Annotated in this window: 17 protein-coding genes; 11 read left to right on the top strand and 6 right to left on the bottom strand. The window is 66.1% G+C overall.

The genetic code is table 11. The features are described 5' to 3' along the window. Positions 1-95: 95 nt before the first annotated feature. From QA635_RS03325 to QA635_RS03315, 3 genes are all read left to right on the top strand, one after another. Complete coding sequence (locus tag QA635_RS03325; RefSeq protein WP_283066900.1) at positions 96-2378, top strand: TonB-dependent receptor; 2283 nt, start codon at positions 96-98, stop codon at positions 2376-2378. 111 nt (positions 2379-2489) lie between these two features. Next, positions 2490-2663, top strand: a complete 174-nt coding sequence (locus QA635_RS03320) for a hypothetical protein (RefSeq protein WP_283066899.1) — start codon at positions 2490-2492, stop codon at positions 2661-2663. A gap of 196 nt (positions 2664-2859) precedes the next feature. Further along, positions 2860-3852 (top strand): ABC transporter substrate-binding protein, encoded by a 993-nt coding sequence (locus QA635_RS03315; protein ID WP_283066898.1) that lies wholly within the window; start codon positions 2860-2862, stop codon positions 3850-3852. Positions 3853-3870: 18 nt separating this feature from the next. On the opposite strand, the gene QA635_RS03310 is transcribed toward QA635_RS03315, so the two are convergent. Further along, a complete protein-coding gene (locus tag QA635_RS03310; RefSeq protein ID WP_283066896.1) occupies positions 3871-5118 on the bottom strand; it encodes an ATP-grasp domain-containing protein in 1248 nt (415 codons plus the stop codon). Between the two features lie 226 nt (positions 5119-5344). On the opposite strand from QA635_RS03310, the gene QA635_RS03305 reads away from it, so the two are divergent. Then, positions 5345-6583 (top strand): MFS transporter, encoded by a 1239-nt coding sequence (locus tag QA635_RS03305; RefSeq protein WP_283066895.1) that lies wholly within the window; start codon positions 5345-5347, stop codon positions 6581-6583. 28 nt (positions 6584-6611) lie between these two features. On the opposite strand, the gene QA635_RS03300 is transcribed toward QA635_RS03305, so the two are convergent. After that, positions 6612-7064, bottom strand: coding sequence for a MarR family winged helix-turn-helix transcriptional regulator (locus QA635_RS03300; RefSeq protein ID WP_092078941.1), 453 nt, complete (start codon positions 7062-7064; stop codon positions 6612-6614). Between the two features lie 76 nt (positions 7065-7140). Between QA635_RS03300 and QA635_RS03295 the strand changes: the two genes are divergently transcribed. Beyond that, positions 7141-8961 carry a chloride channel protein gene (locus QA635_RS03295; protein WP_283066894.1) on the top strand — a complete coding sequence of 607 codons (1821 nt, stop codon included), beginning with the start codon at positions 7141-7143 and terminating at the stop codon, positions 8959-8961. A 168-nt stretch (positions 8962-9129) separates the two neighbouring features. After that, complete coding sequence (locus QA635_RS03290; protein ID WP_283066892.1) at positions 9130-10848, top strand: N-acyl-D-amino-acid deacylase family protein; 1719 nt, start codon at positions 9130-9132, stop codon at positions 10846-10848. Positions 10849-11183: 335 nt separating this feature from the next. Here the strand turns inward: QA635_RS03290 and QA635_RS03285 are convergent, their stop codons facing one another. Beyond that, a complete protein-coding gene (locus tag QA635_RS03285) occupies positions 11184-12512 on the bottom strand; it encodes an MFS transporter (RefSeq protein WP_283066890.1) in 1329 nt (442 codons plus the stop codon). A gap of 221 nt (positions 12513-12733) precedes the next feature. Between QA635_RS03285 and QA635_RS03280 the strand changes: the two genes are divergently transcribed. The 5 genes from QA635_RS03280 to QA635_RS03260 all read left to right on the top strand — a co-directional run bounded on the left by QA635_RS03280 (position 12734) and on the right by QA635_RS03260 (position 18372). Further along, entirely contained in the window at positions 12734-13495 is a 762-nt protein-coding gene (locus QA635_RS03280; protein ID WP_283066888.1) for a class I SAM-dependent methyltransferase, read from the top strand. A 36-nt stretch (positions 13496-13531) separates the two neighbouring features. Further along, positions 13532-14185 (top strand): ABC transporter ATP-binding protein, encoded by a 654-nt coding sequence (locus tag QA635_RS03275; protein WP_283066887.1) that lies wholly within the window; start codon positions 13532-13534, stop codon positions 14183-14185. Then, the gene (locus QA635_RS03270; RefSeq protein ID WP_283066886.1) at positions 14182-16641 is read left to right on the top strand and encodes an ABC transporter permease; all 2460 of its coding nucleotides are present in this window, start codon (positions 14182-14184) and stop codon (positions 16639-16641) included. Before QA635_RS03275 ends, QA635_RS03270 begins: the two co-directional genes overlap by 4 nt. Next, positions 16631-17716, top strand: a complete 1086-nt coding sequence (locus tag QA635_RS03265; protein ID WP_283066885.1) for a lipocalin-like domain-containing protein — start codon at positions 16631-16633, stop codon at positions 17714-17716. The genes QA635_RS03270 and QA635_RS03265 overlap by 11 nt, the downstream gene beginning before the upstream one ends. A 266-nt stretch (positions 17717-17982) precedes the next feature. Continuing rightward, complete coding sequence (locus QA635_RS03260) at positions 17983-18372, top strand: MAPEG family protein (RefSeq protein WP_283072182.1); 390 nt, start codon at positions 17983-17985, stop codon at positions 18370-18372. Between the two features lie 168 nt (positions 18373-18540). On the opposite strand, the gene QA635_RS03255 is transcribed toward QA635_RS03260, so the two are convergent. From QA635_RS03255 to QA635_RS03245, 3 genes are all read right to left on the bottom strand, one after another. Beyond that, positions 18541-19731 (bottom strand): ABC transporter substrate-binding protein, encoded by a 1191-nt coding sequence (locus QA635_RS03255; protein ID WP_057021219.1) that lies wholly within the window; start codon positions 19729-19731, stop codon positions 18541-18543. A gap of 267 nt (positions 19732-19998) precedes the next feature. Further along, positions 19999-23172: an efflux RND transporter permease subunit gene (locus QA635_RS03250; protein WP_283066883.1), complete on the bottom strand. Its 3174-nt coding sequence runs from the start codon at positions 23170-23172 to the stop codon at positions 19999-20001. Beyond that, positions 23169-24386 (bottom strand): efflux RND transporter periplasmic adaptor subunit, encoded by a 1218-nt coding sequence (locus tag QA635_RS03245; RefSeq protein ID WP_225643246.1) that lies wholly within the window; start codon positions 24384-24386, stop codon positions 23169-23171. The genes QA635_RS03250 and QA635_RS03245 overlap by 4 nt, the downstream gene beginning before the upstream one ends. Positions 24387-24918 lie beyond the last annotated feature (532 nt).

Here is a 24918-nt window from a genome sequence, read left to right as displayed (position 1 = left end):
CGGGGAGTACAGGCATGAGCTTCACCTGATGCTGTGAGCACGATGGTGAGACTGGTTCGCGGTGACGTGCCACTGACGTTGCCGAGGCCTTGCTTATGTTCTCCTTCCCTTTCCATCGGCGGCGCCGCGCGCTTCTGCTCGCGTCGACGATGATCGCGCCGGCGACGATGATCGCGCCGGCATTCCTTGTCTCCGCAGCGCGGGCGCAGCAGGCACCCGCTCCCGATCAGCTGCCGGCGATCGAAGTCACCAAGCCGGGCGACCAGAACGTCACGCGCGCCAGGCCGGCCGCTCGCGAAGCGCCGGCGCCGCGACGCCCGGCGCCGGGCACCTCGCAAGGCAACAATACAGGCAGCGGAGCCGGATCGGGCACGACAGGGACCGGTGTGGCCACCGGAACGGGCGGCACCGGCGGCCGCCAGTTCGCCGGCATTGTCGGCACCTCCTCGGCCGTGATCACCGCCGATGACATCGCCCATTCGCCGGTGCAGTCGTTGCCCGAGATCCTCGCGCAGGTGCCGGGCGTGCAGCTGCAAACGCCCTATGGCGGACCGAACGGCGCCAAGACGTCGGTCGACCTGCGCGGCTTCGGCGCGTTCGCGACCGACAATACCCTGTTCCTGCTCAACGGCCGCCGCCTCAACGACGTCGACAAGGCCGGCTTCGACCTCACCACGATTCCGCTCGATTCGATCGAGCGCATCGAGATCACGCGCGGCAACAGCGGCGCGGTGCTCTACGGCGACAACGCGGTGGGCGGCGTCGTCAACATCATCACCAAGACCGGCGTCGGCGGCCCGCCGACGACGATGCGGGCCGAGGCCGGAGTTGGCTCGTTCAACACCCGCATGGCCGCGGTCTCCGCCGCACTCAATTCCGGCCCGTGGTCCACCTCGTTCTACGGCAACGGCATCAAGTCCGACGGCTACCGCGTCAACAATGCGCTCGACCAGCGCAACGCCGTCGGCAACATCAACTACACGACGCCTGATCTCACCGCCTTCTTGACCGTCACCGGCAGCGACCAGAAGCTCGGCCTGCCTGGCGGACGGCTGGTCGATCCGTCGATCGGCGTCAACGAACTGCTCACCGATCGCCGGGGCGCCGCGACGCCGTTCGACTATGCCAACCAGCAGACCGCCAGCGTCACCGCCGGCTTCACCAGGACGCTGATGAACGGCGTCGACCTCATCGTCGACGGCGGCTGGCGGCAGCGCGAGACGCAGAGCGGCTTCTTCGGCACGGTGCCGACCATCAGCTTCGCCTCGACGTACAACGATGCCGCGCTGCAGACCTGGTCGCTGACGCCGCGGCTCAGCGTCAAGAATGTGATGCTGGGCATGCCGTCGACGATCCTGGCCGGCATCGACTATTACGATTCGACATTCCGCGAGGCGCGCGGCGCTTATCAGGGCGTCGACCCGTTCCACATCTACAATATCGAGCAGCAGAGCGTGGCCGGCTATTGGCAACATACGCTGGGCCTGTTGCCAACGACCGACATCTCCTACGGCGCGCGCGTCCAGAATACCAGCATCTCGGCGCGCGATCGTTACGACCCGAATGCGCCCTTTGCGTTCGATGCGCAGGCGGCGCCGCTCGACAGCAACGAGACGCAATACGCGCTGCATGTCGGCGTCGAGCATCGCCTGACCGACACCTTCTCGGTGTTCGGCCGCGCGGCCCGCGCATTCCGCACGCCCGATGTTGACGAGCGCGTTGCATCAGGGCCGTCATTCGACCCGCTGACCTTCGCCCCGATCCCGCAGAATTTCCAGCTCAAGACCCAGACATCGCAGGACGTCGAGGGCGGCTTCCGGGTCAAGACCAACCTGTTTCAGGTCCAGACCAGCGTCTATCTGATGGATCTCGAGAACGAGATCCATTTCAACCCGGTGCTGTTCTTCAACACCAACCTCGACCCCACCCGCCGCTACGGCTCCGAAACCAGCGCGGCGCTCAAGGTCAGCGACAGCGTCACCCTGCGCGGCGGCATGGCGATCACCCGCGCCGTCTTCCGCGAAGGCATCTGGACCGGCAATGACGTGCCGCTGGTGTCGCGCTACACCGGCAATCTCGGCGTCACCTGGAATATCTGGCAGAACTATCTGGTGTTCGACGCCACGGTCCGGGCCTGGAGTTCGCGCATCATGGACAACGACCAGGCCAACACCCAGAGCCGGATTCCCGGCAACGCCACCGCCGATATCAAGCTGAGCGGGCAAGTTGACCGCTTCTTCTGGTCGCTAAGCGTAAACAACCTGTTCAACGCGCTCTACTACGACTACGCCATCGCGAGCACGTTCACCGATGGCCGCTTCTCGGCCTATCCGCTGCCCGGCCGCACCTACATGGTAAGGGCCGGTGCGACGTTCTAGAGCGTGATCCGGTGGGGTGGGTGTGCCCGCCGCACCGTCTCCGAACATTACAAACGCACGGAAACTGGGGTAGAGTTCCGGCAGCTGATTTGACCCGCGCAGGGGAAACGCATGGCCAAGGCCGGGAAGCAGACCAAGGGCGGCACGAAGACCAAAGACAAGACCGACGACAAGTCGAAGAAGCCTCCGCCACCCGCAGCGCTACAGGACGATGACTATTACGAGGACGGCGACATCGCGACGCCGAAGCTCGACCGCTACGGCAATGATGACGAGCCGTTGTGAGGCGCGGCAAAGATCAATCGACCGATCCCACGCGCAGTCGGGCGCGGCGGCCGCGTAGCTTGCGAGCTACCGAGCCCGGCTCATCCTCGCCAAGCAGGCATTAGGTCGCAGCCGGGTCATGGACCGGACCACCCTTCCGGATTGGTTGCCGTGCTAGGCTTCGCATGGACGCTGGGTCCTTGCTGGGGGCGGTGCCATGAGATTTGCGAAGGCAGTGCTCACGGTCTTCTGCATGATCGCGTCGATGTGCGACCCGTCCGATGCGCAACAAGCTCCCAGAAAAGTAGGAATCCTCGTCAACGGCGGCCCGTCGCCGCTCTTCGATTCCATCAAGAAAAATCTTCTGAGCGACTTCACCGACCGCGGCTATCTCGAAGGACGCGACATCGTCATCGAACCGCGATTTGCCGAATCGAAGCTCGAGCGCCTTCCGGGCCTCGCCTCGGAGCTGGTCGGTGCGAATGTGGATGTCATCCTCGCACTCGGCGGCCCGGCGTCGGTGGCGTCGCAGAAAGCCACGTCGACGATCCCGGTGATCTTTGCGATCGTGACCGATCCGGTCGCGTTGAAGCTTGTCGCCTCGATGGAAAAACCGGGAGGCAACGTCACGGGCCTCACCAACCTCGATCCTCAGCAGGCCAGCGACCAGTTCAAGCTTCTGAAGGAGGCATTCCCCGGGATCACGCGCGTTGCGATTCTCAGTGATCAAACGATCCCCGGCGCGGATGAACGCGGGCTCGCCCCGATTGACCGCGCCAACGAGGCCGCAGCCAAGGCGCTGGGGCTGGAGCCGCAAATCGTGAAGGTCAAGGGTGCGGACGATCTGGAGGCCGCGATTGCCGGGATGGCAAAGGAGCGCGCGGAGGCGCTGCTGGTCCTGGAAGTGCCGGTGCCCTGGAGCAATCGAAAACGAGTCGGTGAACTGGCCATCAAGAACCGCTTGCCGGCAATGTTTCCCGGCGGCCAGGCGGACGCCGGCGGGGTGATTACTTATGGGGCCAACGTCGCCGATACATGGCGCGAGTTTGCGACATTCGCCGACAAGATTTTCAAGGGCGCGAAGCCGGGCGACCTGCCAGTCGGCGTCGTCACCAAGCGAGAGCTGATATTCAATCTCCACGCGGCCCAGGCCGTGGGCGTCGAGATTTCACCGGAGCTCTTGAAGCGCGCAGACAAGATCGTGCGGTGAATTCGCGCTGGAGGGATACTAGCGGAAATCGCCATTCTCGATCGCCTTGATGCTGCCGCGATCGAGCAGATGCGCGCCAAAGCCGCCGCGCGCCAGCGATGAGGCGATCTGCGGTGATGCCAGCAGCAGCACTGTCGTCATCGCAAGCGGCACGGCGCTGAGCCAGTCGAGCCGCACCGGCGTCAGCTCTTCGCTGCTTCCCCGATAGTGCCCTTCGCCCGCGGCGATGCGGCCGCATTCCCGGATCAGGTCACGCCGCGTACCATCGCGCGACGCACTGCCGAGCAGCGCCTGCATCGCCAGATGCGTCCGCACGCCGGCGCGGCCCTCGGGCAGCTGCGCCGGAGTCTCGCCGCGCGAGACGCGCAGCAGCAAATCGACCAGATCGACGCCCGACTGAAAGGCGTTCATCGGCTCGACCAACCGCGGGTTGCAGTCGATCAGCAGCGGCGTCGCGCTGTCGAGCGGCATGATGACGTCGACCGAGAGCGCACCGTGCCAACCAAGATGCGCGCCGATGGTCTCGAGGCCGGCGCGGATCGCCGGCCGGCTCACGCTCTCCTTGATCGCCTCGCCGCCGCCGACACCGGCCGCAATCTGGCGGTAGGCATGGAAGCCGACAAGCGTGCCGTGGCAGAACACCGACTGCGCCTTCTCGACCGTGCCGGTGACCAGATCCTGCGCCAGCACCTCGCCGGCAAGATCGCCTGAGGATTCGAGGTCGTAGAGCGCGCGATTGAGATCACCAGCGTCGCGCACGAACCAGACACCGCGGCTGGCGGTGCCGACCGACGTCTTGACCACGGATGGAAACCGCACCGCCTCGCGCAGCTCCTCGGCCGAATTCACGATCCGGGTCGGCGGCTGCGGCAGGCCGAGCCGGTCGAGCAGACGGCTGAAGCCGGCCTTGCTGTGCACGGCGCGATAGCTGGCGAAATCCGGCAGCGCGAGGCCGGTACGTGAGGCCAGCCCCGCCGCGGCGCGGGCGAACAGAAATCCCTGTTCATGGGTCGGCAGCAGCACATCGAAATGCCGCGACGCCAACAGGCGCTCGACGAAGCGCAGGAAGCCGGCCGGATCCGACCGAAGCGGCGGACAATGGTGGTATTTGCGGACAAAGCGCGAGTAGCGCGCCAGGCACCAGCGCGAGGGGTCGCAAACCTCGACGTGATGGCCGGCCAGCCCGAGGATCGTGATCGCCTCGCGGCCGGAGGTGCTGGAGCCCTCCGACACCAGCACGCGGAGCTGCTTTTTGGGGTCGATCATGGCCGATCATCACCGCGCCGCCGTGCTTTGTCGCCGCATTTAATGCCGCATGTGTCGATCCGGCACGCCCACGTCGGGGGCAGCCATGCGCCCGCGTTCATGGACAATTAGCGGCCAATCTCTATTTTCGGCGGGCCCTGCCGGGCATTTTGTTTGACGCGTTTTCTTCACGCGAACCGGTACCCACTTCGCTTGAAAACGCTATGGAACTGGGGTTTTCGACGACATGGTCGACGTTCTGGCCGCACCGCAGCAAGCGAAAGCCGACAGTGCGCTGCGCACGCTGACGGGGATTTCGGTCGCCCATTGGGTCAGCCATTTCCATATCTTCGTGCTGCCGATGCTGTTCCCGTTCCTGAAGCAGCAGCTCGGCGTCGGCTATGTCGAGCTCGGCCTGGCGCTGACGGTGTTCGCGGTGGTCTCCGGGCTGACCCAGGCGCCGATCGGCTACCTCGCCGACCATATCGGCGCGCGCAAGATCCTCCTCATCGGACTGACCGTCGGCGGTTGCGCGCTGATCGGGCTCGGCCTGCATCTCAGCTATACGTCGCTGATCGTCTGCGCGGTGCTGCTTGGCCTCGCCAACAGCGTCTATCATCCGGCCGACTACGCGATCCTCTCGGCCCATATGGACGAGGCGCGGATGGGCCGAGCCTTCTCGATCCACACCTTTGCCGGCTTCCTCGGCGGCGCGGTGGCGCCCGCGATCATGGCGGCACTGGTCGCCTCGATCGGCGGCCTCGGCGCGCTGATCGTCGCCGGTGCGGTCGGTCCGCTGGTGGCGCTGTTCCTGATCGTGCTCGGCATTCCCGATGCCGGCGCCAACAAGAACAAGTCAAAGGACGACGCCGCGCCGAAGGCGAGCGTGATCACGCCGGCGCTGATGGTGCTGACGGCCTTCTTCACGCTGCTCAGCCTGTCGACCTCCGGCATCAACAATTTCGGCGTGGTCGCATTGATGGGCGGCTACGGCGCGTCGTTCTCGACGGCCAATATCGCGCTGACCGCGTTCCTCGGCGCCAGCGCGGCCGGCGTGCTCGCCGGCGGCTATCTCGCCGACTGGACCCATCGCCACAGCCAGGTTGCCGCGGGCTGCTTCGCGGTCAATGCCGCCCTCGTGCTGCTGATTGCGCTGCTCAACCTGCCGCCGGTGGCGCTCACGCTGGCGATGGGGTTTGCCGGATTTCTCGGCGGCGTGATCGCGCCGTCCCGCGACATGATGGTGCGCAACGCGGCGCCGCCCGGCGCCGCCGGCCGCGCCTTCGGCATCGTCTCCACCGGCTTCAACTTCGGCGGCATCGTGAGTCCGCTGCTGTTCGGCTGGATCATGGACCAGCACATGCCGCACTGGGTGTTCGGCGCCTCCGTGGTGTTCATGGTGCTGACCGTGCTGCTTGCTCTGGTCACCGAGCGCAAGCCGCAGGCTTCGGGATACGAGGCCGAGACCGCCAGCCCGCGCGCCTGAAACGCGAAACGTCGTGCACGCGGCCCGGTCATTCCGACCGTCGCGACAGCACCTGCTTCAGGAGCGGCTCGATCCGCGACAGCTCATCGAGGTGGACCGCCGACAATTCGGCGAGATGATCGGCCGCAAGGCCGGTTAATTTCAGCAGCACCCGCCGCTGGTCGGCGGGATCGAGCACGCGCTCGACCAGTCCGGCCTCGGACAGCCGGTCGACCAGTTCGACCGTGGTGTGGTGACGAAGCCGCAGCCGCTCGGCCAGATCGCCGACCGCAACCGGCCCGCCGCCCGGATACCCCCGGATCGCCAGCAATGCCTGATGCTGCCGCGGCGTCAGGCCCGCGGCCTTCGCGGCATCCTGGCTGAACTCCAGAAACCGGCGGATCAGATAGCGAAATTGCGACAGCGTTTCGTAATCGCCCTGGCTGGGAACCCGCTTCTGGTCCTGCCTCGGCGATTTCGACGGTCCTTTCAACGCTGCCATTCGATGTCTCCCGCTTGTAATTATATCGCAATGCGATATTACGCCGCGTCCACTTCACCCGAGCCTTACGCCACCAATGAGCGTCATTTCCACCAAATCGAGCACCTCCGCCACGAACACCGCCCCAAACACTGCCAAAATCGGCGAGAAGGCCAGCCACCTCCTGAGCGACTTCACGACCGATCCGCGCGTCGTGGTGATCTCGGCGATCGCCGTGTTTGTCTCCGCCGCAGGCGTGCTGGCCGGGGCGGGACTACTGCAGCTGATCAAGCTTGCCACCAACATCGCCTATTTCGGCCAGTTCAGCTTCGCCGACCTGAAATTGCAGGATTCGCCGCTCGGGCTCTGGACCGTGCTGGTGCCGGTCGCGGGCTCGCTCATCATCGGGCTGATGGCGCGTTTCGGCAGCGAGAAGATCCGCGGCCACGGCATTCCGGAAGCCATCGAGGCCATCCTGCTCGGCCGTTCCCGGCTCGACCCCAAGGTGGCGATCCTGAAGCCGTTGTCGTCGGCGGTGTCGATCGGCACCGGCGGCCCGTTCGGCGCCGAGGGCCCGATCATCATGACCGGCGGCGCGATCGGCTCGCTGATCGCGCAGATGCTCCCGGTCAGCGACAACGAGCGCAAGACCCTGCTGGTGGCGGGCGCCGCCGCCGGCATGACCACCGTGTTCGGAACGCCGATCGCCGCGATCATGCTCGCGGTCGAACTGTTGCTGTTCGAATGGACGCCGCGCAGCTTCATTCCGGTCACCGTCGGCGCCGTGGTGGCAGCGGTCGGGCGCACCTTCCTGCACATGCCCGCGCCGCTGTTTCCGTTCACCGGCGGCGTCGACATTTCGGTGCTGCAGCTCGGCGCCTGGATGCTGATCGGGATCCTCTCCGGCCTGCTGTCGGGCGTGCTGACCCAGTTGGTCTATGGCTGCGAGGACATCTTCCTCAAGCTGCCGATCCACTGGATGTGGTGGCCGCTGATCGGCGGCCTGGTCGTCGGCCTCGGCGGGCTGATCGAGCCGCAGGCGCTCGGCGTCGGCTACGACAACCTCGCGTCGATGTTGCAAGGCGATGTGGTGCTGAAGGCCGCGCTGCTGCTGCTCGTGGTGAAGGCCGTGATCTGGTCGGTCGCGCTCGGCTCGGGCACGTCGGGCGGCGTGCTGGCGCCGCTGCTCATCATGGGCGGCGCGATGGGAACGGCGCTGAGCGGCTATCTGCCTGAAGCGAGCCCCGGCTTCTGGGCGCTGCTGGCGATGGCGGCGACGATGGGCGGCACGATGCGCTCGCCGCTGACCGCGACCTTCTTCGCGGTCGAGCTGACCGGCAACACCCATGTGCTGCTGCCACTGATCGCAGCCTGCGGCACCGCGCACGGCGTCACGGTGCTTTTGATGCGGCGCTCGATCCTGACCGAGAAGGTGGCGCGGCGCGGCCATCATCTGGTGCGCGAGTACCGTGTCGATCCGTTCGCGCTGACCCGCGTGCGCGACGTCATGACCAAGGCGGTCGAGACCGTCGCCGACACCATGACGCTGCACGGCGCGGCCGCCTTCCTGACCAACCCGAAGACCGGTCACCCCAGCTTTCCCGTCGTCGACGCCAACCATCACGTGCTCGGCGTGATCGACCCGCCCTCCGTGCTGCGCTGGCGCCGCGCCGGCAAGCATCGCACCGCGACGCTCAGGCATCTGCTGGCCGGCAGCAAGATCACCGTCGCCTATCCCGACGAATATCTCGACCGGCTCGCCGACCGCCTGATGCAGGTCAACGTCTCGCATCTGCCTGTGATCTCGCGCGAGGACCAGCGCCTCGTCGGCTATATCGGCTGGAAGGACCTGATGCGCGTCCGCGCCAGGCTGCAGGCCGAAGAGACCCAGAAGACAGCGTTCTTCGGCGCGCGCTAGGTTCGCGGCGATTTGCCCGGCGGAACAAATTTCCGCCGGGCGGCAACGTTCGATCCCAGCTGGCAAATCAGCATCAGCGCATCCCAGAGCTTCATCGGCGCTGGTTGACAGCATCAGGGGCTGACCCATGATGCCGTCAACCAAAAAACAGCCTCGGGATGAAATGCCATGACCTCGACCCCAGACCTCGTGATCCGCGGCGGCGCCATCGCCGACGGCAAGGGCGGCGACCTCTATGAAGCCGATGTCGCGATCACGGGCGGCAAGATCACCGAAGTCGGCAAGGTCTCGGCAAAGGGCAAGGAAGAGATCGACGCCCGCGGCAAGCTGGTGGCGCCCGGCTTCGTCGACGTCCACACCCATTACGACGGCCAGGTGACCTGGAGCCATGACATCACGCCGTCGTCGCAGAACGGCGTCACCACGGCGATCATGGGCAATTGCGGCGTCGGCTTCGCGCCGTGCCGGCCGAGCGACCACGTCAGGCTGATCCAGCTGATGGAAGGCGTCGAAGACATTCCGGAGCCGGTGCTCTCCGCCGGCATTCCCTGGGCGTGGGAGAGCTTCCCCGACTACATGGAGTGGCTGTCGAAGCGCAATTTCGACATGGACATCGGCGCACAGCTGCCGCATGCCGCGCTGCGGGTCTATGTCATGGGCGAGCGCGGCGCGCGCCGCGATCCCGCGACGGTCGAGGACAACAAGGCGATGGCGGCGCTCGCCGGCGACGCGGTGCGGGCGGGCGCGCTGGGTTTCTCGACCTCGCGCACGCTCAATCACCGCACCTCGACTGGCGACTACACGCCGACGCTGAAAGCCGGCGAGGATGAACTGACCGCGATCGCCGGCGCGATGCACGGCGTCGGCCGCAGCGTGCTGCAATTCGTGCTCGACCAGAGCACCGTGCACGAAGACCTGCCGATGATGCTGCGGGTCGCCGAGAACACAAGGTGTCCGATCTCGTTTTCGGTCGCCCAGGCCGACAAGGCGCCGCGGCGTTGGCGGCAGACCATGGACACCATCAACGAAGCCGCCGCCCGCGGCCTGTCGATCACGACCCAGATCGCGGCGCGGCCGGTCGGGCTGCTGCTCGGGCTCGAATTGTCGCGCAACCCGTTCCAGACCCATCCGAGCTACCGCGAGATCGCCAAATTGCCGCTGGCCGAGCGGCTCGCGCATCTGCGCCGACCCGAGGTGCGCGCGGCGATCCTGAGCGAGAGCGCGACGGCGACCGACGATCCGCTGTTCTTCCGGCCGAACTACGACAAGATGTATCTCTTGGGTAATCCGCCGAACTATGAGCAGCCGCCGGAAAACGCGCTCGGGCCGCAGGCGCGGCGCCAGGGCCGTCAGCCGGAAGAGCTTGCCTATGACGCGATGCTGACCGACGAGGGTCGCGGCATGCTCTATGTGCCGTTCCTGAATTACGCCGACGGCAACCTCGACGCCGTGCATGAGATGCTGCGCGAGCCCAGTGCCGTGCCCGGCCTGTCCGACGGCGGCGCGCATTGCGGCATCATCTGCGATGCCAGCTTCCCGACCTATCTCTTGACGCACTGGACGCGCGACCGCAGCCGCGGCGAGAAGCTCTCGATCCCGTTCGTGGTCGCGGCACAGTCGCGCAAGACGGCGCTGTCGGTCGGCCTGCATGATCGCGGCGTGATCGCCCCTGGCTTCAAGGCCGACGTCAACGTCATCGATTACGACCGGCTGCATTTGCACCCGCCGAAGGTGCATTACGACCTGCCGGTCGGCGGCCGCCGCCTCCTGCAGCAGGTCGATGGCTATGACGCCACCATCGTGTCGGGCATCGTGACCCAGCGCGAGGGCAAGGCCACCGGCGCACGCCCGGGCAGACTGGTGCGCGGCGCACAGGGGATGAATTGAGAGACGCAGCGACCGGCGCGTAGCCCGGATGCAGCGAAGCGCAATCCGGGGCAGCTCTGTCCGCAGATGGCGCAGCCCCGGATTTCGCTGCGCTGCATCAGGGCTACAGAGAGCTCGACATTGATGCGAACTGCGGCCACCGCGTCACCCTCCCCTGGAGGGGGAGGGTCGCTGGGCATGTAGCAAAGCGGAATGCACAGCGGGGTGGGGTGACAGTCTCTCCACACGGATGCTGCCCGTGTTGAGAGATCACCCCACCCCGTCTCACATTTCGCTGCGCTCAATGTGATCCGACCCTCCCCCTCCAGGGGAGGGTGGAAGGCCACGCGCCCCCGTTACGTCGGCGACATCGCGCCTTTGATCGTGCCTGCCGGCTGCGACGTGCCGGTCAGGCGCGCCCGCTCGCTGTTCGGCCACAGCAGCAGCAATCCGAGCAGGCCGGAGCCGGCCATGATCGCCGCGTTGATGGTGAAGCCGGACATGTAGCCGGCCATCGGCGTGGCCGCGTGCTGGATCACATTGCCCATCACCATCGGCGCCAGGATGCCCGAGATCGTGTAGAGCGCGCCGTAGATCGCGATGATCGCGCCGCGCTGCGACACCGGCGTGAACTCGCCGAGCATCGGCGGGCACACCACATAGATCGAGCCACACAGGCCGGAGCCGATCACCAGCAGCGCGATCATGATCCCGCCGGGCGGCGCATAGGGCAGCATCGCGAGAATGGTGCCGCCGACGATCAGCGGCACCGAGCCGAGCACGCCGCGCGCGCCGCGGGTGGTGAAGCCGCGCGTCAGCATCAGTTGCGAGATCCAGCCGGTCAGCAGCACGATCGTCGCGCCGAAGATCCAGGGCAGGATCGAGACGAAGCCGGCCTGGTGCTGCGAGAAGCCGAGCCCCTCGATGATGAAGGACGTGAACCAGGTGAGCCCGAGCGACAGCGCCCAATAGGCGCCGAAGGTTGCCACAACGCAGCCGATGAAGGTGCGCGAGGTCAAAAGCTTCCAATACGGAATCCGCGGCTCGTCGGCCGCCACGGCAGACGTCGACACCAGCGGCCCTTCCTTGCCGAGCGCGAACCAGGCAACCGCCCAGATCAGGCCAACGATGCCGAGCGCGCCGAAGGCGTGATGCCAGCTGTGATTGACGATGACCCAGTTCAGCGCGGGCACCGCGAGGATCACGCCGAACGCGGAGCCCTGCGACAGGATCGCGGTCGGCAGCGTACGCTTCTCGTCCGGAAACCATTTGTAGATCGCGTGCGCCGCGACCGAGAACGCCGGCCCCTCGCCGGCGCCGAGGATGATGCGGCAGATCACCAGCGTCGTGAAGCTGACGGTGCCGACCATCGGAAACTGCGCCAGCGACCAGATCACCGCCAGGATCAGCAGCACCCAGCGAGTGGCGACGCGGTTGACGATGAAGCCGACCACGATCGCCGAGATCGAGAACAAGAGGAAGAATGACGAGCCGAGATCGCCGAACTGCTCCTGGGTGAGGCCCATTTCCTTCTTGATCGGCACGCCGGCGAGCCCGACCACGATCTTGTCGGCAAAGTTCACCACCATGAACAGGAATAGAAGGAAGGTGATTTGCCAGGCGCCCTTCGGCGTCCCCTTTGACAGCCCCTCTGACGTCCTCTTGGGCGTCGCTTGCGTCGTCATGTCCGGCTCCCCGTCGTTTCGTTTTGGCTTCGTAAATCGGCCCCGTCCGGCGATGCTAGCCACGCCTCGCCGTGCAACGCAACACCGCATTTCCTCGGGGTTGTGCGCCCGGAGCGCTTCTAACGGCCCGATCACGATCGCGTCGGTCGCGCCAGTGGAGCGGTGAACTGTCATGTCCCGACTGCTATGTTCAGGGCCAACGAAAAGCCCGGGGTTATTTCATGAACAGATTGATCCTATGTGCCGCCACCTGCGCAGCACTTGTATCCGCCGCGCTGCTTGCCGCTCCTCAAGTTCGCGCGGAAGACGCCGCCAATCCCGACTACGCCGCGATCGTCGCCGCACCCGATCGCAGCGATGCGGATCGTCAGGTCGACCAGCGCCGGCAGCCGGCCAAGATGCTCGCCTTTGCCGGCGTCAAGCCCGGTATGACGATCCTCGACATGGCGGCGAGCGCGGGTTACAGCACCGAACTGTTGGCGCGCACCGTCGCCCCGTCGGGCAAGGTCTACGCACAGGATTCCGCGACCGTGCTCGAGCGCTTCGTCAAGGACAAGTTCGACAATCGCGCCAAGGCGCCGGCGATGAAGAACGTCGTCCATGTGGTGCGCGACTATGACGACCCGATCCCGCCCGAGGTCAAAAACCTCGACATAATCACCTTCTTCTTTTTCTATCACGACATCACCTATCTGCCGGTCGACCGCGCCGCGATGAACAAGAAGATGTTCGCCGCGCTCAAGCCGGGCGGCTTCCTCGTGATCGCGGATCACTCCGCCAAGACGGGCGAAGGCACCAATGTCGCCAAGACGCTGCACCGGATCGAGGAGAGCACCTTGAAGCAGGAGATCGAGGCGGCGGGCTTCAAGCTGGTGGCCGAGGGCGATTTCCTGCATCATGCGGAGGACCCCAAGGACATTCCCGTCTTCAAGGCACCGGTGCCGATCGACGAGTTCGTCCTGAAATACCAGAAGCCGCAATGAGGCACGGCCATCGCTTCATCTGACCAGACCGCCGCAGTGCTTCGCGTCACCGGACTGACCAAGAGTTACCGCGCTGCCGGCGAAGACGTCGCTGTGCTGCGCGGCGTCGACCTTGCCGTTGCGACCGGCGAGAGCGTGGCGCTATCCGGCGAATCCGGCAGCGGCAAGAGCACGCTGCTGCATCTGATCGCGGGGCTCGATGCCGCCGATAGCGGCGAGATCGCCCTCGCCGACACCGTCGTCTCCCACCTCAGCGACGCCGGTCGTGCCGAATTGCGCCGCAACCGGCTCGGCCTCGTGTTCCAGCAGTTCAATTTGATCCCGAGCCTGACGGTCGCGGACAATCTCGTGTTTCAGTCGCGCATCGCCGGACGGCATGACGCCGCCTGGCATGACGAACTGGTCGAGCGCCTTGGGCTGAAGCAGCTGCTGAAGCGCTATCCCGAGCAACTGTCCGGCGGCCAGCAGCAGCGCGTCGCGATCGGCCGCGCGCTGGCGCCAAAGCCGCTGTTGCTGCTCGCCGACGAGCCGACCGGCAATCTCGACGAGGACACCGCCGACGAGGTGCTGGCACTGGCACGCGATCTGGTGACCCGCACCGGCTGCGGCTTCCTGATGGTCACGCATAGCGCGCGGCTCGCGGCGACGCTCGACCGCCAGGTCACCCTGCACGCCGGGATCGTCGCATGAGGCGCGCGCTGTGGATCCTCGCGGTGCTGCTCAGCCACTGGCGGCGGCATCCGATGCAACTCGCAACGCTCTTGATCGGACTGATCTCGGCCACCGCGCTATGGAGCGGCGTGCAGGCGCTGAACCAGCAGGCGCGCATCGCCTATGACCGCGCCGCCGCGACCTTCGGCGGATCGCGGACTGCAATGCTGGTCGCCAGGGACAGCGCGACCTTCCCGCAAACATTGTTCGTCGATCTGCGCCGTGCCGGCTGGCCGGTGTCGCCGATGCTGGAGGGCCGGGTCCAGATCGACGGGCGCAGCTTCCGCCTGCTCGGCATCGAGCCGGTGACGCTGCCGCCCGAGGTCGGCAACGCGCCGACGGTCGGACGCGGCAGCCTGCAATCCTTCGTCACGCCGCCGGGCGAAATGCTGGTGGCCCCGGAAACGCTGCGCGATCTCGGCCTCAAGGAAGGCGAGCGGCCAGAGGCCAACGGCATGAGCTTGCCGCCGCTGCGCGTACAGGCCGAGCTCGCGCCCGGCGCGCTGATCGTCGATATCGGTATCGCGCAGGACATCCTCAAAATGCCCGGCCAGGTCTCGCGCCTCCTCGTTGGCAGGTCCAAAGCGCCGCACGCAACGCTCGAAAGCGTGGCGGGTGACAAGCTCCGCCTGGTCGAGCCGAGCGCGGAGAGCGACCTCGAACGCCTCACCGACAGCTTCCATCTCAACCTCACTGCGTTCGGCCTGCTGTCGTTCTTCGTCGGCCTGTTCATCGTCAACTCCGCGATCGGTCTCGCCTTCGAGCAGCGGCTGCCGATGCTGCGCACACTGCGCGCCTGCGGCGTCTCGGCGCGGATGCTCAACACCGTGCTGGTGATCGAGCTGGTGTCGCTGGCGCTGGTCGCCGGCCTCATCGGCCTCGTCTGCGGTTACTTCATCGCGGCTGCCTTGCTGCCGAATGTCGCGGCCTCGCTGCGCGGGCTCTATGGCGCGCAGATTCCCGGACAGCTTTCGCTCAAACCCGTCTGGTGGTTCGCCGGCATCGCCATCAGCATTCTGGGCGCGCTCGCCGCGGCGGCCGCGAGCCTTGCCAAGGCGATCCGGATGCCGGTGCTGGCGACGGCGCAGCCGCAGGCCTGGCAGCAGGCGCAGCGGCGCTGGCTGATCATCCAAAGTGCTGCCGCGCTCGCAGTGTTCGCGGTCGCCGCGGGCCTGATCTGGTTCGGCGATTCCCTGATCGCGGGCTTTGCCGTGCTCGCCGCGCTGATGCTCGGCGCGGCGCTGATCCTGCCGATGGTCCTGCAGATTGCGCTGGCCTTCGGGCAGCGCAGCGCGCGGGCGCCGGTCGGCATCTGGTTCTGGGCCGACAGCCGCCAGCAATTGTCGGGACTGTCGCTGGCGCTGATGGCGCTGCTGCTTGCGCTCGCGGTCAATGTCGGCGTCGGCACCATGGTGGAAAGTTTCAACCGCACCTTCCTGGTCTGGCTCGACGGAAGGCTCGCCGCCGAAGTTTACATCAGCGCCGCCAGCGATCAGCAGGCAAAGGAGATCAAGGCCTGGCTGCGCGATCGGCCCGAGGTTGAGGCAATCCTGCCCGGCGGCCGCGCCGACACCCAGCTCGGCGGCGCGCCGATCGAGGTGCTCGGCCTGCCCGACCACGCCACCTATCGCGACAGCTGGCCGTTGCTCGAAAGCGCTGCGAATGCGTGGGTTCGGCTGCGGCCCGGCGACACCTGCCTCGTCAGCGAGCAGCTGTCGCGGCGGATGAAGCTGGCGATCGGCGATCATATCGAGGTACCCGCCCCCGGCGGCAACTGGCCGCTCGAGATCGTCGGCATCTATGCCGATTACGGCAACCCCAAGGGCCAGATCGCGGTCAACTTCGCCGCGCTGACCCGGCGCTTCCCGCAGACACCAATGACGCGGATGGGCCTCCGCGTGGCACCGGACAAGATCGCACCGCTGATCATCGCGCTACAGGAGAAATTCGGTCTCGATGATCGCAACATCGCCGACCAGGCCAGGATGAAAACGGAATCGAAGCGGGTCTTCAACCGCACCTTCTCGGTGACCGCCGCGCTCAACGCCTTCACGCTCGGCGTCGCCGGCATTGCGCTTTTGACCAGCCTGCTCACGCTGGCCAATTCGCGGCTGCCGCAGCTGGCGCCGCTGTGGGCGATCGGCCTGACCCGGCGGCGGCTCGCCGCGCTCGAACTGTTGAAGACCATGGCGGTCGCGCTGATCACCGCGCTGTTCGCGCTGCCGCTCGGCCTGCTGGTGGCGTGGTGCCTGCTTGCGATCGTCAACGTCAAGGCGTTCGGCTGGCGGCTGCCGTTCCACGTTTTCCCGCTGCAGCTGATCGAGCTGCTCGCGGTGGCGCTGGCCGCCGCATTCTGTGCCGCGGCGCTTCCGGTCGCGAGGCTAGCGCGCATGCAGCCGGCCAGCCTGATCAGGATCTTTGTCAATGAGCGCTAGCGGCACCATCACCCGTCGCGCCTTTGCCGGCGGTGCGCTGGGGCTGGCGCTCGGCGGCAAGACGTTCGCGCAGGGCTTCGCCGGGCTCGGCGAGACCGCGGAAGGATTTGCCGCCGTCACGCCGGGCAAGCCATTCACATTCCCCGCGGACCACGGCCCGCATCCGGAATTCCGGATCGAATGGTGGTACGTGACCGCCAACCTGTCCGACACGAGCGGCGCGGCCTATGGCGCGCAATGGACGCTGTTCCGCCAGGCGATGAAAGCAGGCGGGCCGACCGAGGGCTGGGCCAATCAGCAGCTCTGGATGGGCCACACCGCCGTGACCAGCGCCGGCACGCACCGCTTCAGCGAGACCTTTGCCCGCGGCGGCGTCGGGCAGGCCGCTGTCGAAGCCACGCCGTTCCGCGCCTGGATCGACGCCTGGGAGCTGCGCGGGCGCGACGCGTTCGATGCTCAGCGCGTCGCACCGCTCGAGCTCAAGGCCTCCGCCGCCGACTTCAGCACCGCGCTGCGGCTCGAGGCCGACCGCGCGCTGGTGCTGCAGGGCGACCGCGGCTACAGCCGCAAGTCGGATCGCGGGCAAGCCTCCTATTACTACAGCCAGCCGTTCTACAAGGCGTCCGGCCGCATCGTGATCGACGACAGACCGATCGACGTCACGGGCGTGGCCTGGATGGATCGCGAATGGAGCAGCCAGCCATTGGCGGCCGACCAGACCGGCTGGGACTGGTTCTCGCTGCATCTGCCCGGCGACGAGAAGCTGATGCTGTACCGGCTACGCCAGAAGGACGGCCGCGAAAACTTGTTCGGCAACTGGATCACGCCGGACGGCCGCTCGGCCGAGATCGCCGCCAGCGGCAACAGCATCGTGCCTGTCACAATCACCGAGATCGACGGCCGCAAGCTGCCGACGTCATGGCGCGTCAGCCTGCCCGCACGCGGCCTCGCCATCGAGACCACGCCGCTCAATCCGAAGGCCTGGATGGGAACCAGCTTCCCCTATTGGGAAGGTCCGATCCGCTTTGCGGGCAGCCACGCCGGAATCGGCTATCTTGAGATGACGGGGTACTAGGACGTGACGGAATTGGTCCGAATGGGGCCGCGGCATAACTGTGCTCCCTCGCCCCGTTCTTACGGGAAGAGGGTTGGGGTGAGGGGCCGTCTCCGCGTACTCGGTGACAGCTGGTCTCGCCGAGGTCCCCCTCACCCGGAACGCATCTGACGATGCGTTCCGACCTCTCCCCGCGCGCGGAGAGAGGTAAAGCGAGGCCGCATGTCACACCGGGCTTCGCTGTCCCGTCATGACATCGGGGCCATTGGAAAGAGGAAATGCCTGACATGTACCACTACACCGCCATCGTCACCTGCCTTGCGGCCGCGCTGCACTTCTTCTTCGCGCTGCAGGTCGCCCGCGCCCGCGCGGTCTACGGGGTCAAGCTGCCGGCGATCACGGGAAATCCGGATTTCGAGCGCATCTACCGCATCCAGATGAACACGCTGGAATGGATGCCGATCTTCCTGCCGTCGCTCTGGCTGTTCGCGGTCTATGTCGGCGATGCCGCCGCGGCGGCGGTCGGCGCGATCTGGGTGATCGGCCGCATCGTCTATTTCATCGGCTATCGCGAAGCGGTGGCGAAACGCAGCCCCGGTTTCGCCATCCAGGCGCTCGCCTGCGTCATCCTCTGGGTCGGCGCGATCGGCGGCGCGGTGTGGCGGCTGGCGCATTGAAGGCGCGGTCGCGCCATAACCACTACCGTCGTCCTGGCGAAAGCCAGGACCCATAACCACAGAGCGTGGTTATGGGCAATCTGATGGCCACAGCGTGGTGCAACAACATCCAATCGGGGTAATGGGTCCTGGCTTTCGCCAGGACGACACCACCCGTGGATATTCGCCTCACTTGGTCAGCGGGCAGCCGCTTTCCTTGGCGGTGAAGAAGGCCTTGTCGCCGGGCACCACGGCGATCTGCTTGTAATAATCCCACGGCTTCTTCGACTCCGAGGGCTTCTTGACCTCGAACAGATAGAGGTCGTGCACCATGCGGCCGTTCGCGAGCACCTTGCCCTTGGCGAAGGCGTCATCGACCGGCAGCTCCTTCAGCTTGGCGGCGACCGCCTCGCTGTCCTTGGTGCCGGCGGCCTTCACCGCCTTCAAATAGCTCAGCGTCGCCGAATAGGTGCCGGCATGGATCATGCTCGGCATCCGGCTGGTGCGCTTGAAAAAGCGCTCGCTGAAGGCGCGCGAGGCGTCGTCGTGGTCCCAGTAGAAGCCCTCGGTGAGCACGAGACCCTGCGCCGCCTCGAGCCCGAGACCGTGCACCTCCGACAGCGTCATCAACAGGCCGGCAAGCTTCTGGCCGCCGCGCACGATGCCGAACTCGGCCGCCTGCTTGATCGAGTTGGTGGTGTCGAGTCCGGCGTTGGCGAGCCCGATGATCTTGGCCTTCGAGCTCTGCGCCTGCAGCAGGAAGGACGAGAAGTCCGACGAATTGAGCGGCACGCGGACCGAGCCGACCACCTTGCCGCCCTTCGAGGTGACGATGTCGCTGGTGTCCTTCTCCAGCGCGTAGCCGAAGGCGTAGTCGGCGGTCAGGAAGAACCACGTGTTGCCGCCGGCTTCCGTCAGCGCACCGCCGGTTCCGACGGCGAGCGCGCGGGTGTCATAGGCCCAGTGGAAGCTGTAGGGCGTGCAGGCATCGCCGGTGATACGGGAGGTCGCCGCGCCGACCACGATGTCGATCTTCTTCTTTTCCTTCGACAGCTCCTGCACCGCGAGCGCGACCGACGACGTCGTGAGCTCGGTGATCATGTCGACGTTCTCGACCTCGTACCAGCGCCGCGCGATCGCGGTCGCAAGATCCGGCTTGTTCTGATGGTCGGCGGTAACGATCTCGATCTTCTGTCCCAGCACCTCGCCGCCGAAATCCTCGACCGCCATCCGCGCGGCTTCGAGCGAATATTTGCCGCCGTAGTCGGCATAGACGCCGGACTGATCATTCAGGATGCCGATCTTGACGCCCTGGGCCATCGCCGGCGCCGCAAGCATCAGGCTGCAGGCCGCGACCGCGGCCAAAAATCCGGACTTCATTCTATGCTCTCCCAGCAGTTTCTATCAGGAAAATCGGCGCGACATTATTTTATAACCCCACGCCTGCCCATCTCTTTCCGCTCAGCCAAAAGTATGGGCTGCGTCGACAGCACTTGCTAGCTTCCCGTCACCCTGAGGAGCGCGGAACGCGCGTCTCGAAGGGTCGACGGCCCGGCCGGTGGCCGTGCATCCTTCGAGACGCCTGCTTCGCAGGCTCCTCAGGATGACGGGGAAGGACTTGCTGCTGCGGTACGTTGGGTGTCGCCCTCAGCCCGCCACGGTTGCCTTGGGCTCGGCCGGCTTGCCCTCGTTCTTTCCTTCCGCGAGGTTGCGCACCACCATGTAGAAGATCGGCGTGAAGACCAGGCCGAACAGGGTGACGCCGAGCATGCCGAAGAACACGGCAACGCCGACCGCCTGCCGCATCTCCGAGCCCGAACCGGTCGACACCACCAGCGGCAGCACGCCGAGGATGAAGGCGAACGAGGTCATCAGGATCGGCCGCAGACGGAGCCGGCAAGCCTCGATCACCGCGTCCAGCCGCGACCTCCCCTCGAGCTCGATGTCGCGTGCGAACTCGACGATCAGGATCGCGTTCTTGGCGGCCAGCCCCACCAGCACCACGAAGCCGATCTGGGTCAGGATGTTGATGTCCTGGCCCATCAGGCGCACGCCGATCGTGGCCGCGAACAGGCACATCGGCACGATCAGGATCACCGCGAACGGCAGCGTCCAGCTGCCATATTGCGCGGCCAGCACCAGATAGACGAACAGCACGCAGATCGGAAACACGTAGAGGCCGGCATTGCCACCGGTCACCTGCTGATAGGACAGGTCGGTCCACTCGAAGGAAAAGCCGCTCGGCAATGTCTGGTCGGCGAGCTGCTTGATGGTGTTGAGCGCCGTCGTCGAGCTCACGCCCGGTGCCGGCTCACCCTGCAGTTCGGACGCCGAGTACAGATTGTAGCGCGCGACGCGGTCGGGTCCCGAGACGTCCTTGAAGTCCACGATGCTGCCGAGCATCACCATGTCGCCGGCGACGTTGCGGGTGCGCAGCCTTGCGAGATCGGGGCTGTCTTTCCGGAACGGCAGATCGGCTTGCGCGGTAACGTGATAGGTGCGGCCGAACAGGTTGAAGTCGTTGACATAGGTCGAACCAAAATAGGTCTGGATCGTGTCGTTAATGTTGGCGATCGGCACCCCAAGCTTCTGCGCCTTGACGCGATCAATGTCGACGAACAGCTGCGGCGTGTTCGCGGTGAACGGCGAGAACACCGACGTGAGAGACGGCGATTTGCGCGCGGCTGTCACCAGTTCATCGGTCGCGGATGCCAGCAGTTCGGGTCCGCGCCCCTGGCGATCCTGGACACGGATGGTGAAGCCGCCACCGGTGCCGATACCGGGCACGGCCGGCGGCGGAATGACGATGATGAAGGCGCCCTGGATCACCGAGAGACGCTTGCGCAATTCGGCCGTGATCGCGTTCGCCGTCAGCCCCTTCTTCAGGCGCGCCTCCGGCTCGTCGAATACCGGGAACAGCGCCGCGGCGTTGCCCTGCTGCGTGCGCGTCGCACCGGAGAAGCCGGCGAAAGCCGCGACGCGAACGATGCCCGGCGTATCCAGCGCGATCCGCTCGATCTCGCGCACGACAGCGGTGGTCCGCGCCAGCGACGCGGCGCCCGGCAGCTGCGCCGAGATGATGACGTAGCCGCGATCCTGCGCCGGAATGAAGCCCTGCGAGGTGGTCGCGAGCAGCCAGCCAGCGCTGCCGATCAGTACGAGGTAGAGCGCGAGCATCACCACCGTATGCCGGATCACGAAGTCGGCCACCGATGCATAGCCGTGGGCGAGCCGGTCGAACACGCGATTGAACAGCGCGGTGAAGCTGTCCCAGCCGCGCGCGATGATGTTCCAGCGTGCCGGCGGGCGTTTCTCCTCATGCGGCACCAGGATCTGCGAGGCCAGCGCCGGCGACAGCGTCAGCGAGCAGAAGCAGGAGATCGCGGTCGCGACCGCGATCGTCACCGCAAATTGCTGGAAGAACTGCCCGGAAATGCCGCCGAGGAAGGCGGTCGGCACGAACACCGCGCACAGCACGAGCGCGATCGAGACCAGCGCGCCGCCGACCTCCTCCATGGTCTTGAGCGCAGCGTCGCGCCTGCTCATGCCGTGCTCGAGATGCCGCTCGACATTTTCGACCACCACGATGGCGTCGTCGACCACGATGCCGACCGCCAGCACGAGGCCGAACAGCGTCAGATTATTGATCGAGAAGCCGAGCGCGGCCATCACCGCGAAGGTGCCGACCAGCGACACCGGGATCGCGATGATCGGGATGATCGCAGGCCGCCATCCCTGCAGGAACACCAGCACCACGATGACGACGAGCGCCATGGCCTCGTAGATCGTCTTGATCAGCTCGTGGACCGATTGGGCGATGAATTCGGTCGGGTTGTAGCCGATATTGTAGTCGAGCCCCTTCGGGAAACTCGCCTTCATCCGCTCCATCGTGTCGGAGATGCTCTTGGCGGTGGCGAGCGCGTTCGATCCGGGCCGTTGCGTCACCAGCAGGGCGACCGCGGATTTGCGCAGCAGGAAGCTGTTGGTGGCGTAGGACAGCGCGCCGAGCTCGACGCGGGCGACGTCGCGCAGACGTACCGTGCGGCCGTCGGAGCCGGCTTTCACCACGATGTCCTCGAACTGCCTGATGTCCTTGAGGCGGCCGGTGAAGACGAGGTTCGGCTGGAATGCGCGATCGGCGATCGGCGGCTCGGCGATCTGGCCGCCGGCGATCTGCAGGTTCTGCGCCCGGATCGCCGCCAGCACCTCGGTCGAGGTCAGGCCGAGATTGGCGATCCGGTCGGGATCGAGCCACAGCCGCATCGAGTAATCGCGCGCGCCGAACATCTGGATGTCGCCGACGCCATCGAGCCGCAACAGCTGGTCGCGGACCTGCAGCAGCGCGTAGTTGGAGATGTAGAGCTGGTCGAACGTGTCGTCGGGCGACAGCATGAACACGACCATCAGGATGTCGGGCGAGTTCTTGCGCGTGGTCACGCCGTTGCGCTGCACCTCTTCGGGCAGCCGCGGCTGCGCGATCGCGACGCGGTTCTGCACCAGCACCTGGGCCTTGTCGAGGTCGGTGCCGAGCTTGAAGGTCGCGGTGATGGTGAGCTGGCCGTTCGACGTCGCCTGGCTGTAGAGATACAGCATGTCCTCGACGCCGTTGATCTCCTGCTCGATCGGCGCGGCGACGGTGTCGGACACAGTCTGCGCCGAGGCGCCCGGATATTGCGTGGTGACGACGACGGTCGGAGGCACCACTTGCGGATATTCTGAGACCGGCAGCGTCGGATAGGCGATCGCGCCGACGATCAGCAGCACGATCGACAGCACCATCGCGAGGATGGGCTGGTTGATGGAGAGCCTGCCGAGATTCATGGTTTGGCACCTGCGGCGGGCTTGTCAGCGGCCGCCGGCTTGTCGCCTGCCGCGGGCTTGGAATCCGCCGGAGCCTGCGCCATCTTCGGCGTCACCTTGGCGCCGACGCGGGCGCGCTGCAGGCCGTCGACGATCACGTGATCCTCCGCCTTGAGGCCTTCGCGGACGACGCGCAGGCCATCGTCGAGCGGCCCGAGCGTGACTGCTCTTGCTTCCACCGTGTTGTCGTCCTTGACCACGAACACGATCTTGCGCGACTGGTCGGTGGCAACCGCGCTGTCCGGGATCAACAGCGCCTCATAGGGCGACGAGCCGATGATGCGGACGCGGCCGAACTGGCCGGGCAGAACCGACAGATCCTTGTTCGGAACGACCGCGCGGCTGCGCAAGGTCGCGGTCGAGACGTCGAGCCGATTGTCGAGGAAGTCCATCTTGCCCTCATGCGAGGGCTTGGTTTCGCCGGTCAACGCGATCTGCACCGGGTTCGCCGTGTCGCGCGAGCTCGGCCGCCTGCCTTCGAACCACAGCTTGCTGTTGCGCTGATAGGTCGCCTCGTCGACGTCGAAATAGATGTAGATCGGATCGAGCGACACGATCGAGGTCAGCAGCGTCGCGCCGCCCTCGCTGCCCTGCACGAGATTGCCCGGAGTCACCAGATGCCGGCTGACGCGGCCGGTGATCGGCGCCAGCACATGGGTGAATTCGACATTGAGCTGCGCGGCCTTCAGCGTGCCTTCGGCCTGTGTCTCGGCAGCGCGCGCCGCCTGCAACGCCTGGCGGCGCTGATCGACGACCTGCTCCGAGACCGCGCTGGTCTGCACGAGGTTCAGCCCGCGCTCGAGATCGCGCTTGGCAAGCTCCCCCTTGGCGCGCGCGTCGGCGAGTTGGCCTTCGGCCTGCAGCACGACAGCCTCGAACGGCCGCGGGTCGATGATGTAGAGCAGATCGCCGGCGTGGACGATCGCACCATCCTTGAACTCGACGCTGTTGACGAAGCCGCCGACACGGGCGCGGACCTGAACCTCCTCGATCGCCTCGAAGCGGCCGGTGAACTCGTCCCAGTCGGTGACCGTGCGCTTGACCGGCTGCGCGACGGTCACGGGCGGCGGCGGAGGCGCGGCCTGCGATTGCGCGCTCTTGTTGTCGCAGCCGCCGAGCGCCAGCGCCGCCAGCAGCCCGATCGGCGCAAGGCCGAGCCAAGGCCTGAGCGACAGGCCGCGTGAGGCATGGCGGCGAAGCGAATGACGCTCGACGCCGGTCACCGGAGCCACACGCCCCGTTCTGTCAATCGAACTCAATTCCCTCTCCCCAAGGATCAGTGCAGGGCTACGAAAGTCGCAATTAAACTTGCGGTGATTCAACGCGGATGGACCACCGCAATGTCGCGGCAGCGGACGTCACAGATGTAGCCGCTCCCCAGTCTGTTCAAGATGGCCGCCGGATCAAGCGAATAGTTGCGCAATCTGAAAGCCTTACGACGTGATCGCGAAGCCGTGACGACAGGAAGGGACAGATTCACTGGCCTTTCGGGTGAGGAGAGATCACAGACGGCTTGCCGGGAATCAATCACAAGGCGAATCACCGACACATGTTCGTCACACAACGACAATTCCGCCTGCGGCGCAGAAACCACCGGGGGTCGCACAAGATTAAAAATGGTCGAGTTCCCATACTCTACCTCCCGCTGCATGGCCGAATCGTGGTTAACGGCGCGGTGTCACGTGGACACACATTGACACTCGGAAA

The sequence above is a fragment of the Bradyrhizobium brasilense genome (genome assembly GCF_029714345.1).
Taxonomy (GTDB): domain Bacteria; phylum Pseudomonadota; class Alphaproteobacteria; order Rhizobiales; family Xanthobacteraceae; genus Bradyrhizobium; species Bradyrhizobium australafricanum.
The sequence above is the reverse complement of the archived record's forward strand: the minus strand, read 5'-3'. Positions and strand labels throughout refer to the sequence as shown.